This window comes from Amycolatopsis sp. NPDC004169 (genome assembly GCF_040610315.1).
Classification (GTDB): domain Bacteria; phylum Actinomycetota; class Actinomycetes; order Mycobacteriales; family Pseudonocardiaceae; genus Amycolatopsis.
In genome coordinates, this window is sequence record NZ_JBEXMD010000015.1 from 190,859 (window position 1) to 210,189 (window position 19,331).

A 19,331-nucleotide genomic window follows, 5' to 3' on the forward strand; every position below is an offset into this window, starting at 1 on the left:
TCTCAGCGCCGTCTCCCTGTCCGAACTGCGGAAACTCGACAACCCGGCGCTCAGCCGCTCGATTCGCCACGCCGTGACCCGTGTCGCGCACATTCCGGTCACCGCGAGCGGGAGCAGCGGCGGCGCCAAACGCGTCGACTGAATCCATTGCGAAGGGGCGTTCCGTGCGCACCAAGGACCACATGGCGTCCGAGTCCGAGCTGCACTCGATCAGCTGGGATACCTTCGACCAGCTCGCCGTCGGAGGTGGTGGCGCGGCGGCGGTCAATCTGTTGCGCGGCGCGGATCGCAGCCGCCGGTTGCTCCTGCTGCTTCGCCTCGTCGACTCGGCCGCGAACGACGACCGGCTGACCGGACCGCTCGCTCCCGCCGAACGAGCCTGGGATCTGCTGGCGCGGGCGCAGCAGGCCGAGCCGGATGCGCTCGAGCGGGTTCTCGCGCATCCCTACACCGGGAGCTGGGCCGGGTACACGACCCGCTTGATCGAGCAGGGACTGACGGGCGAGTGCCCGCTGTGGGTCCACTTCGGCTACCTGCACACCCTCGCCGCCGCCGCGGCCATCCACGCGAACCTAGATTTTTCCCTGCGCGTACCTGTCTGGGACAACTTCGTCGTGCTGCCGACATTGGGTGCCGGACGGCTGGACGAAGGCGGCGGCTTCACGACCGCCGAAGTGCGGAGTGCGGCCGGTGCGTTCACGATCATCGGCGACCACTCGGAGGTCACGACCGACTCGGCGAACTGGAGCCGGCTGCGGGAGTTCCGGTTCGAAGCCGGCGGCCGCATCCTGCCCCTCCGGCTCGACGACCTGGACCCCCACCGCGGCCTCTACCACCCGATCCCGCCCGCCCGGCTGGCCGACGCCGAGCTGGCGCACTGGCGGGACCTGCTCGGCGACGCCTGGCACCTGATTGTCGAGCACCTGCCGGAATACGCGGCAGTCCTGCCCGCGGGCCTCACCTCGATCGTGCCCGAACCTGCCGTTCCGTTCCGGCTCCCCAGCGCATCGACCGGGGAAGCCTTCGGAAGCGCGGTGATCGCCGAGCCCGGCACGGGCGGTCCGGCCACGCTCGCCGCCGCGCTCGTGCACGAGTTCCAACACGTCCGGCTGGGCGGCTTGCTGCAGCTGGTGCAGCTGCACGACGACGACCGCACCGAGCGGCTCTACGCCCCGTGGCGCGAAGACCCGCGACCGCTGGGTGGGCTCGTGCACGGGGTCTACGCGTTCTTCGGCGTCTCGGCCTTCTGGCGGGCGCTTTCACGGGCACATCCCGGCGACCGGCTGGCCGGCTTCGAGTTCGCCCACTGGCGAACCCTGACCTGGCAAACCCTGCAGGCGATCCGGGACGATGCCGCGCTGACCGAGGCAGGACGCCGGTTCCTCACCGGTCTCGCCACCGTCCTCGAACCATGGCAAACCGAACCGAGCACCCGGGAAGCGGTGCACTGGGCGGAAACCCTGGCCGCGGACCACCACGCCGGCTGGCGGCTCCGCCACATCCGGCCCGAACCCGAGACGGTTCTGGATCTGGTCCGGGCCTGGCGGCAGCACGAGCCGTGCCCGCCGGTACTCCCGGCAGACCGGCTCGACACCGTTTCCGACGGCGAGTGGGCGAACGCTCGTGCAGACCTGATTCGTGTTCGCTTCGCCGAGGACGGTGACGCTGTGCTGGCGCGGGTGTGGCCGCAGGTGCCCGGAGTACTCGAGGGCGATCACCTGTTGCTCACCGGACGAACCGTTGAGGCCTGCTCGGCTTATCAGGCCGTGCTCGAACAAGACCCGGAGCAGGCCGAGGCGATGATCGGCCTGGGCCTCGCCCTGCCCTCGGCGCACGCAGCGCGCGCCCTGCTCGGTGTCCCGGAAGTGGTGCGTGCCGTGCACCGGGAGCTGCGCCGCACCGGCTCCGCACCGGCGATCGGCGAACTGGCCGGCTGGATCGGCGAAGCGCTGCACGATCCCCGTTACAACGGCATCGGATCGATATCGCACTCTGCCCGTACCGCTTTCTCCGCGGCCGAGACGGCGGGGTGACCGGGCCGGTAGACCCGGTCGGCCGCGGCCAGCACGTCCTGGTGCTGACTGACCGCTTCCCGGACGCGGCCGAGCCGTTCGAGGTCCAGAGCCCGGTTGAGCCGGGCCGCGAGGGTGATGGGATGGCTTTCGGACAACGCCTGGCGCAACCGCGCCAGCGTCTCGGTGTTCATCCGGAGGGAACGCTGCACGTCGCCGAGGGCGAACCAGTCGTTCGCCGTGTTGATCGAACAGGCGAGGACGTGGGGGTGGAGCGGCCCCAGCCGGTCGCGCAGCCCGGCCAGCGCGCGTTCGTCCCGGTGCAACGCAGTCGCCGGATCACCGAGCATTCGCAGGGTCACTCCGATGTTGGCTTCGGCGGCCAGCGTGTGGGGATGCCGGTCGCCCAGACCAGTCCGGTAGAGCGACAGCGCCTGCTCACCCAGGTCCAGTGACGCCGGCAGATCGTCAGCATTGCGCTGGTCGATCGAATGGGCGAGCACACAGGCCATCGCGCTGGGGTGGCCCGACCCGTATTTGAGCCGGAACCGCTGCAGCGCGCTGCCCGACAGTTCGAGCGCGGCTTCGTGGTAGCCGTCTTTGCGCTGTGCCACCGCGAGGTGGTAGTCGCGACGGATCACACCGTCGGTTTCCAGACCGAACAAACCGCGCACCCGCTCGACGACCCGCTGCTGCTCGATGCGCGCCCACGAATAGTCACCGAGTTCCCGACGGCAGATGATCATGATGTTCAGGGTCATGATGGTTTCCCAGTTGTCGTACCCGAGAACCTCCGACCGGCGTTCGTAGGTGTCCTCGCTCAGCCTGCGAGCCGACCGGTACTCGCCGGCCAGCAGCAGCGAAACGACCAAGTCGTGCGCAGCGCGCAGGGCGGTCGGATCGTCGTCGCCGTAGAGTGAACGGACCTTCTCGTAGGTCCGCTGGTTGAGCTCGCGGGCCGCGTAGAAGTCACCACTGGCTTTCAACCCGACCGCGACCTGGACCTCGGCTCGCAAGGCTTGTTCGGAGTCGGGGCCGAGCGTGCGCTGGTACAGCCACAAGGTCTGCCTGCTGATCTCCGAAGACTCCTCGTACCGGCCGAGCACCCAGAGCACGAACCCGAGCTGGACCGACGCCGACAGCGTCTGGGCGTCCTCGGCACCGTAACGATCCGTCCAGGCGGCGACGACGTCCCGGGCCAGCGCGACCGCACCCGCGTGGTCGCCCGTGACGTACAGGAACTTCATGAGGTTGAGCAACAGCCTGCGAACCCACGGATCGTCGCAGTCGATGAGTTCGGCGTGCCGGAGGTGCGGCAGCACGATCTGGTACTGCGGCCATTGCCAGGCCGTCTCGGGATCGTTCGGGTCGAGGTTGGCGAGCAGGATGTGCGCACCGTGGCGCATCTCCCCGCGCGTCCGGTCGGTCATCCGGGCCCGCAGTACCTGCTGCGCGAGCCGGTGCAGGAGCAGGGTTCCGCTGCGGTGGTCCAGCTTTCCCAGCCGGTACCGGTTGATCTCCCTGAGTGCGTGGTCCAGCAGCACGGGATCGCGCATCGCGGTGTCCAGTTCCGGAGCGATCGAAACACCGCGCACCCCCGTGAACAGACTCCGGGAGATCGGTTCGGCAGCGAAGAACGCGCACACCTGAAGCAGTTGGTGCGCGGCCGGGTTGCGGAGGGCGAGCCCGTCGAAGGACACGTTCCACGCCGCCGTCATGGCGATCTCGTAATCGGACGCCGGCGGGGAGTTCACGAGGATCTCGGCCACCTTCTCGTCCAGCAGCCGCGTGTACTCGGCCACCGGGATGCCGGTTTCGGCTCGCCAAGCCGCCGCCAGGGCGAGGGCGATCGGCAGGTCACCCAGTTTCTCCGCCAGTGCGTCGGCGTCCGCGGGGCCGGCCTCTGGATCACGGCGACGCAGGAGTTCGACGCTCTCCGCCCGGGCGAACCGGTCCACTTCGATGGCCTCCGCCGGTAACGAACCCGATGGCGCGTCCAGTGCGGTGACAACGATCCGGCCCGGTCCTTCGAGCGGCAGGAACGGGCGCAGGAGCTCGGGCTGGTCAGCCGCGTCGAAGACGAGCAGCCAGCGGCGGAACGGCTTGCCCGCGCGGAGCGCCGCCAGCACGGCGGGCACCGCGGTCAGCGTCTCTTCCGCGCCGGGCAGGCGCAGCTGCCGGGCCAGCTCCGTCAGGGACGCCCGGACCTGGGACTCCTGAGGGGCGCTCACCCACCACACGAGATCGTGGTCGCGCAGCTGCCGGTAGATGTATTCGACCGCCAGCTGCGTCTTGCCGAGGCCACCCGCTCCGTGGAGCACCGCACAGCGGGTCGACCGCAGTGCGGCACCCAGCCGGTCGAGCAGCTCGCGACGGCCGACGAACTCCGGGTTGCGTGCGGGGACCGCTCCCCACACCATCGGCGCGTCGGTGGTGATCTGCCGGACCCGGCGGCGGGAGGTGGCCGCTTCGTTGCGGACGTTCGCGACCAGCGCCTCTTCCGGTGCCCCGGCTCCCACCGTCACCGGCGGGAGCAGCTCCTGGTGCGCCGCGGCCATCGCGGCCTCCGCCTCCACTTCCGCCGCGGCGAGTTCGCGCTCCCGTTCTCGCAGTCGTTCGGCTCGCCACGCGTACGGCCCCGAAAGCGCCCGCATGACGACCCGTTCGAGGGAGACGTCGGCGGCTTCCTCGGGCAGGGCCACTCGCTCCGGGTCGGCCAGCGCGTCGATGATCCTGATCAGCACCGGGTGCCGGTCCCCGAACCGGCGGCCGGTCGCCACGACCACCTGCACCGTCTCCGCTCGCCTCGCGGCTGCGAGCAGGGCCTCGCGGACCGGGATCGGGAAGGCGAAGACCGTGTCCTCTCCGGCCGGGCTGCCGGCTGCAGGCAAGCCGAGTAGTCCGCTGGTGAGCACCTCGGCGACGTGCGAACTGTCGGCCTCGGGTACGAATTCCGCCCGCACGAACCGCGCGATCGGCAGGTTGACCGGCACCGCGGCGAGCAACGTCGCCAGGCGGAACGCAGGCGGGGTCGCCGCGCCGAGGAAGCGCCGGGCCCGTTCCTCGGCCGTCAGCGACGACGCTGGCTCTTCGTCGTCTTCGCTCTCGGGCATCGGCTGGTCGCGGGCGAGCAGGACGGTGGCAGGCACCGCCTTGCCGACCGAACGGGCGATCAGCCCAACCCACCAGCTGAACCACCGGCCGTCCAGTTCGAGGACCGGCACCGGCACCGCACCGGCGATCGCCTTCTCCGGTTCCGCCATGGTCATCCAGGCATCCGGCAGGTCGAACCCGTAGCGGTGATTCGGGCGGAAGGGCCCTGGTGACGTCAACCGGGCGCGGTGCAGCGCGATCCCGCTCTTCCGCCACATGTGCTGGGGCAGCAGGTGGACCAGCGCGACCGGCATCCGGCGGCTCCACTGGGCGAGCAACGGCGAAACGAGGTCCTGACGCCACGCCTCGGCGACGCCGTCGGTCAGCACGAGCATCAGCCGTCCCCCGTACCAGTCCAGGAGTTCGGCCACGCTGTGCTGGGGCGCGTCCGGCGTGCCACCGCGCAGGACGGGCGCGAGTGAGCCGTCCGTCGCCCGGATTTCCGTTTCCAGATAACGGATCCGAACCGTGCGGAACGCGCCGATCTGCTGCACGAGCCGCAGGAACGCCGTGACTTCGTGCTGCCACAACGCCATCGACGCCCCGGCATCGACGACCACCGTCAGGTCGAGGACGCGGGTCGTCGGCGTGGGCCGCAGCAACGGAAACCACAGACCGGTTTGCACGGCTCGTTCGGCGGTCAGTTCCTCGTCCAGCTCGAGATCGTCCTCGCTCGACGACGGACGCAGCTGCTTCAACGGCCGCAGGGCTCGCAGGATGTCCAGCCCGCCCGGCATCGTCGGAGGCTTCCGGCCCCGGCCGTTGGACGATTCGCCGTGGGCAGCGCTTTCCCGGGCGGCGTGCACGACCCCCTCGGTCAGCGGACGGCGCTGCGTCACCGGCTCGGTCCGCTCGGCGGGTCGCCCAGGTCCGGGTTCCGGCCGGTCGGGCGGGGTCTTCGGCTCAGGCGGCGGAGGCGGGGGCTCGGGTGGCGGGTCCGGCGCCCGTGGGCGGGACCGGGCGTCCGGCTCCCCGGCCGGCCGCTCCGGCAGCTGTCCCAGCACCGCTGTCAGCCAGACCGCGTCGGCGACCTCCCGCCACGAGAGGGGCCCGTTGCCGGGCAGCTCGTCGCTCATGTCACGGCACCACTGAGTTCAGCTGCCGCCACAACGCATCCACCAGTCTCGGCCAGGAGTCGCCTTCTTCGTGGTAGGCACCCGACGTCGCCAGGTAGACCGCCTCCAACAGCTTGTCGACCGGCAGACCGCCGTACGCCTCGCTCCGGCTGACGAACTCCTCGATGATCCGCGATCGGTGGGAGTCACCCGGATCGAGCGCGTGCGCGGCCACCATGGCCGCCAGCTGTTCGATGTTCGGCTCCTGGATCTCCAGGCGCAAGCACCTCCGCAGGAACGCCGGCGGGAAGTCGCGATCGCCGTTGCTGGTGATCACCACGAACGGGAACGCCGCGCACCGGACCCGTCCGTCCACCACCGTGGCCGTCGCGTCGGCGTCAGCGGTGAAGACCTCGACTTCCCGGGTCCGGCTGCGCATCCGCACCAGCTCCGGAATCGAGAACTCGCCGTCCTCGAACAAGCTGAGCAGGTCGTTCGGCAGATCGGCCTCGCTCTTGTCCAGCTCGTCGATCAGCAGGACTCGGGGCAGCCGCCGGGGCAGGAAGACCGTGCCGAGTTCGCCGAGCCGCAGGTAGTCCCCGATCGGCGGCTCCACCTCGCCGCCGGGCACCGCGGCCGACCGGGCACCGGCCGCCTGCGCCCGGCCGATCGCGTCGTAGTGGTACAGCCCGCTCTTGAGCGTGGTGTGGGACGTGATCGGCCACCGCAGCACCCGGCCCAGCCCCAGTTCGCGCGCGACGCGGTAGGCGAGGCTCGATTTCCCGCTGCCCGGGCGGCCCGTGACCAGCAGGGGACGCCGCAGGTACAGGGCGGCGTTGACCATGTCGATCTCGTGCGGATCGACGTGCCGGGCGGTCAGCCGGTGCTCGGAGCCCAGGCGCCGGGCCGCTTCCCCTTCGTCCGGCGCCACGATGTCCTCCTCGGGCAACGGGCCACCGGTGAACGCGCGCCACGGCGGGGCGGGCGGGAGCAGATCGGCCAGCGAAGCGTCGCGAAGTGGACGACCGGTGCCGCGGTAGATCCACCAGCTCGGCCACTCAGGACGCTTTTCCCCGTTCATCCGCAATCTCCCGTGTCGCGTTCGGCAGGTAAGGGCCATCGTCAAGAAAGATCAGCCGATTCGGGTCGTCCCACAGGATCACCAAATCGCGTGCGGCTTGGAAATCGGCGGAAAGGGTTTCCTTCGAGTACGCAGCAAGCCGGGAATCGCGCGTGCGGGCGGGTAGGTCGCCGAGCCCGCCGCCGCCGATGAGCCAGGCGACGGCGCCCCGCAACAACTCGGCGGATGCGTCGGGGTGCCACAGCACCACCGGGATCCCCGTCCGCAGCCCGGTCGCCAGCTCGTCGCCGCCCGGCCGCGGCCGGGCCGGCGGCGGCCCGGCCAGCACCATCACCAACCACCGCCCGTCACTGAGCACCACGTCGAGCCGATGGCGCTCGGCGATGTCACGGGGCGGGCAGTAGTACACCCTCTCGGCGGAGGGGTCGCCGAGCATTGCCGCCCAGCGGATCCGCCACGCCCGGTGCCACTGACGCGAGAACATCCGCTCCAGCGACCGGATGACGATCGGGTAGTCGAGGAACAACGGCCGGGGATCTCCGGACTCGTGTTCCTTGCACCACCGGTGCACCGGGAGGTTCACCAGCGCCCGCGGCAGCACGAACTCCAGCGCGACCTCCTCCGGGTAATCCGACCACGCGCGTTCGGCGTCGACGATCAACCGATCGACGTGGTGTTCGAGTTCCGTGCCGCGGATGGTGGCCATCCCGCCGCGGGCCGGCGGCCATTCGCGTGGATCCTCCTGCCGCCAGTGGGAAACCACGTGCCGGTCGGGGTCGATGCCGTCCAGCTCGACCATGATCACCAGGTGCAGCCGCAACCCGTCGCCGCCGTGGGGTTCCTCTTCCGCGCGCAGTTCGCGCAACCGGGCCTCGCCCTGCACCCGCCTGGCCTGCCAGGTGTTCCACTCCCGCAGTTCGTCGCCCAGGGCCCGGGTGCACCGGGCGGCGATGAACTCGATGAAGGCGAGTGCGGGCGGCAGCCCGTGCGCGGGGGTGTTGAACTCGGTCAGCAGGCAGAACGCCTCCCACGCGTCGCCCGGTTCGCCGGCCGGCCCCGCGACCCAGCCCGCGGCGCGCCGGACGAGCACGCTCAACGCCGGCGGGGTCAACCCGGTCAGCACCGAACGCAACCACGGCAGTTCGGATTCCGGCAGCAGGTCGTGCATCCGCGGTTCGTGCACGAGCCGGTGCAGGAGTTCTGATTCCGGGCAGTTCGGCCGCAACATGCGGACGGCGTGGTCGAGCGCCTGCATGCCCCCCTCCGCCTTGGCGCAGGCGTTGACGATGTCGATCAGCTGGTCTCGCCCGGTGGCGTGATCGGACAGCGTCAAGGGGAAGCCGAGGTTGTCGTGGATGAGATCCACCAGCAGCGACCGGGTCGGCCGGTCGCCCGCCAACCCCATCCCGGCGAGCACGTTGACGATCGCCTCCCGGACCGCCACGCGGACCGCCGACGGGAAGTGCAGCTCGCGGCCCGCACCGTGGGTACGTTCTCCGGCCGACACGTGACGAACCACCTCCCCGGCCCGGAAGCCCGAGTCGTGATTTTACCCACCGAATCCCGGAGCCGTACTGGGCAAAACGTGGACATGCCCCGGCGAAAAACCGGCACGCAGGGCCGCGATCAGCGGCGAAACCACCGGCGAGCGAGCCGGAAAGCTCAGGCGGCCCAGCGGCTTCCGCCCCCTGCAGTCACCTGATCGGCGCACTGCGTCCGTCCCTGTCGCAACCGCCCGGAATGCGGGACAATGAAAGCGGGCCGACGGGGCTCGTTCTCCCGGTGAGAGGAGAAAAGGGCGATGCAGGCAGCACGTTCCGGCGCGGATGCGGGAATCGAATCCGAACTTCTCGACCTCGGCGGCGTGTCGATCACCAGGTTGCGCACCTTGGACGGCGGCGAAATACGCAAAGCGCTGAGCCATGCGGTCGAACGCGTCTCGCACATCCCGGTGACAGCGAGTGGCAGCAAGGGCGCGAAGCGGGTCGATTGACCGTGACCGTGGAGGAAGTCGAGGATCTCGGGCGCCACCAGCTGCCGTGGACGGATTTCGACGCGATCGCGGCGGGCAGGGGCGGACCGGGTCCGCTGCGGAAACTGCGAGCGGCCGAACGGAGCCGCCGGTTGCTGCTGATGCGCAGCCTCGTCGAGGTGGTCACCAAATCCGAAGATCTGTACCGCCCGTTGCCGTCTCCTGAAACGGCGTGGGAATTGCTGGCCCGTGTCGAACGAGCGGCACCACCGGCACTGGAGAGAATCCTCGCCCACCCGTACACCGGCACGTGGGCCGGCTACACCACCCGGCTCTACCGCCAGGACGTCACCGGGGTCTGCCCGTTCTGGGTGCACGCCGGGCACCTGCACTGCCTCGCGGCCGCGGCCGCGGTGCACGCCGAAATCCCTTTCGAGATCGAACTTCCGGCCTGGCGCGGGAAGGTTTCCCTGCCGACGCTGGGAACCGCACAGTTGCGGGCCGAAGCGCCGTTCTCCGTCGCCACCATCCGGGGCGCGAACGGCCGTGTCGAGATCCGCAACCGCCATTCGGCCGTCCGGCTGCCCCGCCACCCGTCCGGGGACGTGCCGGGCTGGCTCGGGGTCCGCCAAGTCGTCTGCTGGTCGGGCGAACACCGGCTCGCGGTGCAGCTGGACGACCTGGACCCGTACCGCGAGCTGTACGAACCGATCCTCCCGGCACGGTTGAGCCCGGTCGAGCTCGAATCGTGGCGATCGGTGCTCGGCCGGGCGTGGCAGCTGCTCGTCGAACACCTTCCCGAGACCGCGGCGGTTCTGCCGACCGGCCTGTACTCGCTCGTGCCCGCCCCCGCTGTTCCGTTCCGGCTGCCGAGCGCGTCCACCGGAGAAGCCTTCGGCAGCGCGATCGTCTGCTATGGCGAGGACGCGGCGACGCTGGCGGCAGCGCTGGTCCACGAGTTCCAGCACATCCGGCTGGGCGGGTTGCTCCACCTGGTCCGGCTGAGCGAAGACGACCCGCGGGAGCGGCTGTACGCGCCGTGGCGCTCGGATCCGCGGCCCATCGCCGGAGTCCTGCACGGCATCTACGCTTTCTTCGGCGTGACGGCGTTCTGGCGCGCACTCACCGCGGCGGAACCGGGCAACGAACTGGCCGCGTTCGAATTCGCGCTGTGGCGGGGGCAGGTCCGGCAAACGCTCGACGCGGTGCACGGCGACGAAAGCCTCACCGAGGCGGGCCAACGGTTCCTGGACCACGTCGCGGCGGAGATCGGGCCGTGGGAAGACGAACCGGTGTCCGCCCACGCGAAGGCACTGGCCAGGGCGTCAGCCGAGAACCACTACGCGGCCTGGCGGGTCAGGCACCTGCGCCCCGATCCCGGGACGGTGGCGGAGCTGGCCGCGGCTTGGCGAGACGGGCTTTCGCGACCGCGTTCGGTCCTCGGCCGGCTGGAACCGCGGGAGCCGACCCCGGTGCCGGACGGCGATTGGGAAGACACCCTGACGGACCTGATCCGGCTCCGTCTCGGCCCGGACGGCGCCGCGCAGTTCGCCGAGCACGGCGCTTCGGTCCCTGGCGTGACCGAACCGGAGCTGGATTTCGCGGCCGGACGCCCGATCGCCGCGGCGGCGGGCTACCGGCGTCTGCTCGCGGCGAACCCGGACGATCCCGGGGCACTGGCCGGCTTCGGGATCGCCCTAGCGGCACACAGCACCGGACCGGCGGCAAGGGCGATCCTGCACCGCCCGGAACTGGTCCGGGCGGTGCACCGGCTGCTGCGCGACGAGCCGGGATCGACTCCGTCCGTCGAAGCGATCGCCGGCTGGCTGGGCCGGTTCACGCACTGAACCGGCCCAGGCGGGCGCTAGAGCGGCATCGGGTCGATGTCGCAGTCGGCGCGGACCCCGCGGGACGCCGCTTCCGTGCCGGGGTGGTTTTCCCCGAGCACCAGGCGGTACCGCGTCACCACGTCCTCGTACAACGCGTCCGCTTCCGCAACCTCACCCAGTGTCCGCAGGTCCAGTGAGCGGTTGAGCTGGACGGCCAGCGTCGTCGGGTGGTCTTCGCCCATCACCTCACGAGCCCTGACCAGCAGATCCGCGTCCAGTGCCGCGGCCTCTTCGACGCGGTCCATCGCGAAGAGGTCGCTGGCGACGTCGATGGCGCACACGATCGTGTGCGGGTGGTCCTCGCCGAGCTTCTCGCGCAACCCCGCCAGCGCCTTCTCGTCGATCACCCGGGCACTCGCGGGGTCGCCGCCGAGCCGCAGGGTGACGCCGAGGTCGAGCGCCGCCGACAGCGTGTGGGGGTGGTTCTCCCCGAGGTTTTCCCGGTAAAGCTCGAACACCTCTTCGCCGAGCGCCCGGGCTTCGGCGAACCGCCGCGAGTGCCGCAGATCGATGGAATGCCCGAGCGCACAGGCCATCGCGTTGGGGTGGTTGTTGCCGTACCGGATGCGGAACCGGCGCAGGGCGTCCCTCGACAGGTCTAGTGCCGCGTCGTGGTCGCCGTCCTTGCGGCAGGCCACCGATTGGTAGTAGCGACGCCGCAGGGTGCCGACACTGTCGTCGCCGTACAGCTGCTCGGCCCGCTCCGCGATGCGTTCCATCTCGATCCGGGCCCACGGGTAGTCACCCAGCTCGCGGCGCGCGAGCACGAGGAGCACCTGGGTACCGATCGTGTTGTCGTTGTCGAAGCCGAAGGTCTCGACACGGCGGCTGTAGGTTTCCTCGGCCAGCTCGCGGGCCTTCGAGTACTCACCGGTCAGGAGCAGGGCGACGACGAACTCGTGCGCGGCGTCCAGCGTGATCGGGTCGTCGCCGCCGAACAGGCCGCGGGCCTTGAGGTAGATCTCCTCGTTGCGCCTCCGGGCCTCGGAGAAGCTGCCGCGGGCCTTCAGGATGAGTGCGTAGGTGAGCTGCGCGTTCAGCGTTTCTTCGCGCTCCTCGCCGAGGGCCTCGGTGTAGCGCGTGAGCGTTTGTTTCGCGACGTCGGCGGCTTGGCTGTAACGACCGACCACCCAGTAGAAGAAGGCCAGCCGCTCCGACGCGCCCAGTTCCAGCAGCGGTGGATCCTCGCGGGGCGCCTCACCCCGTTCGATCCGCTGTTCCCGATCGGTTGCCCAGGCGTTGACCGCCCGCTCGGCCAGCGCAAGCGCGCCTTGGTGGTCACCCCAGTGGTAGAGAAAGGTGAAGAGGTTGATGACGAGCTGACGCGCCCACGGGTCGTCGCAGTCGGTCAGTTCGGCGTCGTAGATGTGCGGCAGGATTTCCTGGTAGCGCGGCCAGGTCTGCGGCGACGCCGGGTCGTTCGGGTCGAGCTTCGCCAGCAGCAGGTGTGCACCGTGGCGCATCTCCAGCCGGTGCTGTTCGCTCATCCGCTCACGCAGGACGAGCTGCACCAAACGGTGCAGCAGCAGCGTGTTGCTCCGGTGGTCGATCTTCGCGAGGCTGTACCGGTTGACGTCGCGGATCGCGCGGCCGAGCCGCATCGGGTCGCGCAGGGCCGCGTCGAGCTCCGGGGCGATGGAAACCTCGCGCACGCCGGTGAACAGGCTGCGCGAGATCGGTTCGGGCGCGAAGAAGGCGCAGACCTGCAGCAGCTGGTGCGCCGCCGGGTTGCGGGTGCTGAGTTCGTCGAACGAGACGTTCCACGCCGCGGCGACGGACACCTCGTAGTCGTTCGGCGCCGAGGTGCTGAGGATTTCGGTGACCTTCTCGTCGAACAGGTCCAGGTAGTCCCGCGCGGGCATGCCGGTCTCGGCCAGCCAGGCGGCGGCCTGCTCGATGGCCAGCGGCAGGTCGCCGAGCTTGTCGGCGATGAGGTCCGCGTCGGCGTCGACGAGTTCGGAACGGCGCAGGGCGAGCAGCTTCTTGCTCTCGTCACGTTGGAAGACGGCCACTTCCAGGGGACGCGCGATGCCGGCCCAGCTGGGGTTGCGCGAGGTCACCAGGATCTGGCCGGGACCGTCCACCGGGAAGAACCGCCGCACCATGGCCGGGTCCTCGGCGGAGTCGAACACCAGCAGCCAGCGCCGGTAGGGACGGCCCAGCCGCAGCGCCTCCCGGACCGCCGGGACCGCCGTGATGGCTTCGTCGGCGCCGGGCAGCCGCAGGTGCTGGGCGAGTTCGGTGAGGGATTTGCGGATCTGGGTGTCTTGGGTGGCCTGAATCCACCAGACTATGTCGTAGTCCTTCAGATGCCGGTAGATATATTCCACCGCCATCTGCGTCTTGCCGATACCACCCATTCCGTGCAATGCCGCAGGCAGGACGGCTGTGGTTCCGGCACCAAGCCGTTCGCTCAATTGATCGAGGAGTTCACGCCTTCCGGTGAAATTGGGGTTCTTGGGCGGAACAGCACCCCAGACGGGTGGTGCCTCGTCACCGGAACGGCGCTCGCTTCGACTGGTCACATCGACGATCTCCCGGACGATCTTCGTCCGCACGACCGGCGACACTTCGCTCACCGAGGCCGGAATATCGACATTCCTGGTGTCGGGATGGACGACGGTTGCAGGTTCGCTCGAGGAACCCGTCGGCTTGAGTTCCTGCGACATCGTGTCACTCACCGCCGGGATGCTAGTGGGTGGGATGGTCGTCGGTCGATCACCGGGTTGGCCGATGCCGGCGATTCTACTCTCCAACCGGTCCGCCCGGGACAAATACGGACCCGATAGCGCACGCATAAGGTCACGTTCGAGGGCTATCTCCGCCGGCGTCGCCTGTGGCGCCACCGGATCGGGCGTCGCGTCCGGAGCCGCCAGCGCCGCTTGCAACCGCGCCAGCACCGGATTCCGGTCGCCGAACCGCCGCGACGCGCTGATCACCGCGTGCGCGGTGTCCGAACGCCGGGCGCCTCTGAGGAGCAGCTGACGGACGTGGTCGGAGAACTCCCAGTGCGCCCGGTCCCACGGCGTTCCGTCCCGGAGCCGTTCCAGTAGCCCGCTGGTGAAAACCTCGGCGAGGTGACCGGGCCCTGAACCGGGTACCAGCTCCGCCTGCAGGATGCGGGCGATGCCGACGTCCACGGGTACCGCCGCCAGCAGCGTCGCAAGCCGGAACGCCGACGGAGACGCAAAACTGTGAAAGTGCCTCACTTTTTCCCGGGCGGACTGCTCGGGCGGCTGTCCCGCACCGGCGTCGCCGGGCCGCGGCTGGTCGCGGGTAAGCACGACGGCGGCTTTGCGCGCGACGCCACCCACACCGGTGACCATCGACGCCCACCAACCGAGCCACCGGTCCTGCAGTTCGAGCACCGGCACCGGAACCGCACCGGCGGTGAGCTCGGCGGCCTCGGCCAGATCGAGGAGGACGTCGGCCGACCGCACGTCGTAAGCGCCGTTGGGCCGCAACGGACCGGGTGAGGTGAGCACCACCTGGTGAGTCCCGATCCCGCCGCGGGGCCAGAGGCGCTGCGGCAGCAGGTGCACGATCGCGACCGGCATCGACCGACCCCACCGCGCCAGCATCGGCGACACCAGGTCACGGTGCCAGGCGTCGCTGACTCCATCGGTCAGCAGCAGCAGGAGGCTCCGGTCCGACGAGCAGATGACCTCGCCCGCCCCGCGTGCCGGGGTGTCGGCCGTGCCGCCGCGCAGGGTCGGGCCGAGGACCTCGCCCCCTTCGGCCGCACCCGTCTTGCCGGTTTCCAGCAGCCGGATCCGGACGGACCGGAAGGCCCCCAGCCGTTCCAGCAGCCGGGCGAACGCGTTCACCGTGGGCGTCCACAACGCCATCGACGGGGACGAGTCGACGACGAGCGTCAGGTCCAGCCAGCGACCGCGCCGCCGCTTGGTGACCGGCAGCCACACCCCCGTCTGGGCGGCTTCTTCGGCGGTGCGGTCTTCGTCGAGTTCGACGTCGTCCGCCCTCTTCGAGAAGACCTTCCGCTTGAACGGGCGGAGTGCGCGGACGAGGTCGGCCGCGCCGGGCAACGCAGGGGCGGTCGTCGCGCCGGTCAGCTCCGTGTCGGGCGACGGTTCGCCGATCCGTGGAGCGAACGGGCCGTCGGCCTCGGCGTGCTGCGCGGGGAGCGGGGGCCGTTCGGCCGAGGCCGGTGGGCGATCCGGTTCACTCTCCCCGGCGGCAGGCGCGAGCGGGCGTTCACCGTCTTCCCGCGGAGGTGGCCGACGGCGTTTCCGCGCGTTGTCCGGAGGCTCGGCGGCCGGCCTTTCCGGGGGTGGTGCAGCGGGGGCAGGGAGCGCGTCGATGGCCGCCATCAGCCAGAGGCCGTCGCCGAGTTCGGTCCACGTCAGGTCGTGGTCGCCCGCAGTGGGGTCCGGCCGCTGCGGCATTTCACGGCACCTGCTGGCTGAGCTGCCGCCACAGCGAGTCGACGAGCCGCGGCCACGCTCCGTCCTCCGGCCGGTACGCACCCGAGGTGGCGAGGAAGACCGCGTCGAGCAGCTTGTCCGCCGGCAGTCCCCCGACGGCCGCGCTGCGAGCGATGAAGTCTTCGATCAACCCCGCCCGGCTGCCCTCCGGGTCCAGGGCGTGCGCCGCGACCATCGCCGCGAGCTGGCCCGCGTCCGGCTCACGGGTCTCCAGCCGCAGGCACCTCCGCAGGAAAGCGGGCGGGAACTCCCGCTCGCCGTTGCTGGTGATCACCACGATCGGGAAGGCCGAGCACCGGACGCGGCCGTGCTGGATCTCGGCCGTGTAGCCGGGATCTGCGGTGAACACCTCCGCCGACGTCGCGCGGCGCGCGTCCCGGGCCAGCTCGGGGACCACGAACTCGCCGTCCTCGAACAGCCCCAGCAGATCGTGCGGCAGGTCGGATTCCGACTTGTCCAGTTCGTCGACGAGGAGCACGCGTGGCTGCCTCCGCGGCAGGAACGCCGTGCCCAGCTCGCCCAGCCGGACGAACTCGCCGATCGGCACCTCACCCTGCACTCCCGGACCGGCCCCGGCGAGTTCCTTCCACGCCGCGGCGGCCTGCACGCGGCCGATCGCGTCGTAGTCGTACAGGCCCGACTTGAGCGTGGTCTGCGAAGTGATGGCCCAGCGGAGCACGCGCCCCAGCCCCAGTTCCCGTGAGATCCGGTAGGCCAGTGACGACTTGCCGCTGCCCGGACGCCCCGTCACCAGCAGCGGCCGCCGCAGGTAGAGCGCCGCGTTGACCATCTCCACTTCGTGCGGGTCGACGTCGTGGGCGGAGTAGCTCAGCTCCGTCCCCAGCTTGCGCTCGATCTCGCCGTCATCGGGCGGGAAGACGTCCCGCTCCGGCAGCGTGGCCCCGCGGAAAGTGCGCCACGGCGGCGGATCCGGCAACCGGTCGGCCAGCCGGACGTCGTGCAGGGGCCGTCCGGTCCCTCGGTATATCCACCAATCGGGCGGACTGTCCGGGTGCGACGGCCCGCCGAGGTGGTGATCAGGAAGCTCGGTCACGTTGGTCGGCACCTCCTTCGGGGCGCCCCACGATCCCGGTTTCGCCGATGGGAAGCAATCGATTCGGATCGTCCCATAGCACAACCAGTTCCGTGAGTGCTCCGCCATCGTCCGACGACGGCGGATTCCGAAGCGCGTCCAGCCGAGACTCCCTTACCAGCGCGGGCAAATTTCCCAATCCGCCACTGCTTTCGACTAGCCAGGCTACCACTTCGCGAACCACTTCCGAAGGGGCTGTCGGATGCCAGACGATGACTGGGATGCCCGTCCGCAACGCCGGCAAAAGCTCGTCCTGCCCGGAAATCGCGCTGACCGGCGGTGATTCGGTCAGCACGGTCATCGCCCATTGATCGTTGCTCAATACGGCCTCGAGCCGGAGTGGATCACGGCGGTCACCGACCTGGCAGAAATACACCCGTTCGAACGAGGGGTCACTGATCCAAGAGTCCCACCGTTGCCGCCAGACGCGGTGCCACCGCGGAGAACTCATCCGTTCCAGTGACCGGACGACCGTCTGATACCCGAGGTAAAGCGGTTTCGGTGCGCCGGAAGCACGCTCGGTAGCCCAGGAGTGCACCGGTAGGTTCAACAACGCACGCGGCAGGACGAACTCGATCACCACGTCGGTGGACACCTGCGACCAAGCCTGTTCGGCTTCGGCGATCATCACGTCGACGTGGCACTCCAGCTCGCTTTCGCGAACCAGCGCGATCTCACCCCTGGCGGGTGCCCAGTCGTCCGGATCGTCCTGCCGCCAGCAGGAAAGCTCGTAGAGGTCCTCTTCGATCGGGTCCGGGCGCGCGACGATCAGGAGGTGGAGCCGGCCCGGCCCCGGCCGGACCGCCGCCAGTTCCTCGCGCAGCTGCGCGAGGGCTTCCCCGAGGCGGAGCCGCCGCACCTGGCCGTCGGACCAAGCGCGCAGTTCCGCCGCGAGGTCGTCGTCGCATTCCGCGGCGATCAGTTCGACGAAGAGCAACAGCGGCGGCAGTTCGCCCGGTCCCGCGTTGTAGTCGGCGAGCCCGGAAAACGCCGCGGACGCGTCTTCGTAGCGGGGCGGCGGGGAGACGTAGCGGGCGGCGCGGCGCACCGCCATCCCGAGTCCCGGCGGCGAGAAACCCGCCAACCGCTCCCGCAGTTTCTCCTGTTCCGCCGCCGGGACGACTTCGTGCATCCGGACCGACGCCACGAGGGCGCGCACCTCGGCGCACTCCTTGCTGCCAGGACGGAGGAATTCGATCACGTCCGCCAGCGCGTTCAGCCCTTCCGCGAGCCGGCAGCACGCGGAAACGATCTCGATCAATTGATCGCGACCGGTCAACTGGTCCGAAAAGGTGAACGGCTGGTCGAGTGCCTCTCGCAGTTCGCTCACCATCAGGGTGCGAATGGATTTGTCATCGGCGAAGCCGGCCACCACGAGCACGTCCACGACAGCCTTGCGGACTGCGATACCCAGGCCGGGATGCCCCTGCTTCACCCTCACCTCCGCCCCGAGAAGCGCACCGAAGATCGTGAGTTTACCTGTTCGGCGTAATCACAAAAGGGCAAAAACCTGACACGCGCACCAACACCCAAAGCGCACCGGCCGCTTCACCACGTCGGATGCCCTGGCCACTGGCCGATGACCGCCGCCAGCGCCACCACCTGTGGTGATTCCGGTTCGACGGTCCGGACCGCGGTGAGCAGCGCCGCCAGGCCGCCGTCGAAGCGCAGGCACGTGCGCGCGAGTGCGATCACCTGCAGACGGTCTTCGGCGTGATGGGGCACCAGGTCGGCGATTTCCCGACGGGGGAACAATTCCAGCAGCAGTTGTCGGCTTTCCGTCTTGCGCACGCAGGGCACCGCAAGCAACGCCTCCACGAGCGCCGGGAAGTCCGGGGCCGCCGGCACCTGCACCGGGAACCCGTTGGTGACCGCGCCCAGCAGCCGGAGCCAGGCTTCCGTCTTCGTTTCCTTGTTCTCGATCGGGATGCGGCGGTACGCGCGTGCGTCCGCCGCCGGGTCGGCGCGGACCACGTCCTGGTAGAACGTGTTCGACACGACCAGGGCCAGCACCGCTTCCGACTCCCGCAACGCGACCTTGACCTCTGCCGCATCCAGGAGGCGGAACGCGTGGCTGTTCGCGTCGCTGATCGTTCCGTTGCTCCCCTGGTAGACCTCGCCCGCGTGCAGCGCCATCCGCAGCCGCACGTTCGCCTCGGCGGCGTGGACCTCGTTGTAGCGGCGCAGCTCGGCCAGCATCCGTTCGGGCAGCTCGGCCACCAGGTCCGCCTTCGCCACCTCCGTCGGCAGGTGGATCATCATGCCGTCGCCGGTGTTCTCCCTGAAGAGCGCGTCCCACGGGATGCCGGCGTCCGCGAACGCCGTGCGCATGATCCTCCAGAACCCGTCGTGGATGACCAGCCGGTGCGCCGTCGTCCGCCGGGGGTCGTTGTAGCCGGCGATGTCGACGGCCATGATCGTCCTGTGGTGCGCGGCCGGATAGGAATGCACGGCCCACCTCCCCACGTCCCGGGACCATTGTCCCAGACCCATGCACGCTGGGCCATGTTCGCGCAGGGCGTTACGACAAATCCGGCGCCTGTTGACATGTTTTCGTCCATAATTCGGCGTGCCCACGACACGCCTGCACCTGGTGAGCGCGGATGAGGACCACCGCGTCTCCACCATCGA

Annotated in this window: 10 protein-coding genes; 3 read left to right on the plus strand and 7 right to left on the minus strand. The window is 70.0% G+C overall.

All coding sequences use genetic code 11. From position 1 onward, the window contains the following. The first annotated feature begins 164 nt into the window (after positions 1-164). On the plus strand, positions 165-2,033 hold the full coding sequence (locus ABZX11_RS22310; protein ID WP_354915763.1) for an HEXXH motif domain-containing protein: 1,869 nt from the start codon (positions 165-167) through the stop codon (positions 2,031-2,033). On the opposite strand, the gene fxsT (ABZX11_RS22315) is transcribed toward ABZX11_RS22310, so the two are convergent. From fxsT (ABZX11_RS22315) to ABZX11_RS22325, 3 genes are read right to left on the minus strand one after another with little or no spacing between them, the layout of a single operon-like run. Continuing rightward, a complete protein-coding gene (gene fxsT, locus ABZX11_RS22315) occupies positions 1,964-6,241 on the minus strand; it encodes an FxSxx-COOH system tetratricopeptide repeat protein (protein WP_354915766.1) in 4,278 nt (1,425 codons plus the stop codon). The genes ABZX11_RS22310 and fxsT (ABZX11_RS22315) overlap by 70 nt on opposite strands. Position 6,242: 1 nt before the next feature. After that, positions 6,243-7,301 (minus strand): AAA family ATPase, encoded by a 1,059-nt coding sequence (locus ABZX11_RS22320; protein ID WP_354915769.1) that lies wholly within the window; start codon positions 7,299-7,301, stop codon positions 6,243-6,245. After that, entirely contained in the window at positions 7,279-8,808 is a 1,530-nt protein-coding gene (locus ABZX11_RS22325) for a hypothetical protein (protein ID WP_354915772.1), read from the minus strand. The genes ABZX11_RS22320 and ABZX11_RS22325 overlap by 23 nt, the downstream gene beginning before the upstream one ends. 294 nt (positions 8,809-9,102) lie before the next feature. Here ABZX11_RS22325 and ABZX11_RS22330 point away from each other — a divergent pair, with 294 nt between their 5' ends. Both ABZX11_RS22330 and ABZX11_RS22335 read left to right on the plus strand, forming a co-directional pair. Next, on the plus strand, positions 9,103-9,294 hold the full coding sequence (locus tag ABZX11_RS22330) for a hypothetical protein (RefSeq protein ID WP_354915775.1): 192 nt from the start codon (positions 9,103-9,105) through the stop codon (positions 9,292-9,294). A 2-nt stretch (positions 9,295-9,296) separates the two neighbouring features. After that, on the plus strand, positions 9,297-11,120 hold the full coding sequence (locus ABZX11_RS22335; RefSeq protein WP_354915778.1) for an HEXXH motif domain-containing protein: 1,824 nt from the start codon (positions 9,297-9,299) through the stop codon (positions 11,118-11,120). Positions 11,121-11,137: 17 nt separating this feature from the next. On the opposite strand, the gene fxsT (ABZX11_RS22340) is transcribed toward ABZX11_RS22335, so the two are convergent. The 4 genes from fxsT (ABZX11_RS22340) to ABZX11_RS22355 all read right to left on the minus strand — a co-directional run bounded on the left by fxsT (ABZX11_RS22340) (position 11,138) and on the right by ABZX11_RS22355 (position 19,151). Then, positions 11,138-15,568: an FxSxx-COOH system tetratricopeptide repeat protein gene (gene fxsT / locus ABZX11_RS22340; protein ID WP_354915781.1), complete on the minus strand. Its 4,431-nt coding sequence runs from the start codon at positions 15,566-15,568 to the stop codon at positions 11,138-11,140. Between the two features lies 1 nt (position 15,569). Next, entirely contained in the window at positions 15,570-16,661 is a 1,092-nt protein-coding gene (locus ABZX11_RS22345) for an AAA family ATPase (protein WP_354915784.1), read from the minus strand. After that, positions 16,645-18,135 (minus strand): hypothetical protein, encoded by a 1,491-nt coding sequence (locus ABZX11_RS22350; protein WP_354915787.1) that lies wholly within the window; start codon positions 18,133-18,135, stop codon positions 16,645-16,647. Before ABZX11_RS22350 ends, ABZX11_RS22345 begins: the two co-directional genes overlap by 17 nt. 113 nt (positions 18,136-18,248) lie before the next feature. Continuing rightward, positions 18,249-19,151: a hypothetical protein gene (locus tag ABZX11_RS22355; RefSeq protein ID WP_354915790.1), complete on the minus strand. Its 903-nt coding sequence runs from the start codon at positions 19,149-19,151 to the stop codon at positions 18,249-18,251. Positions 19,152-19,331: the final 180 nt, after the last annotated feature.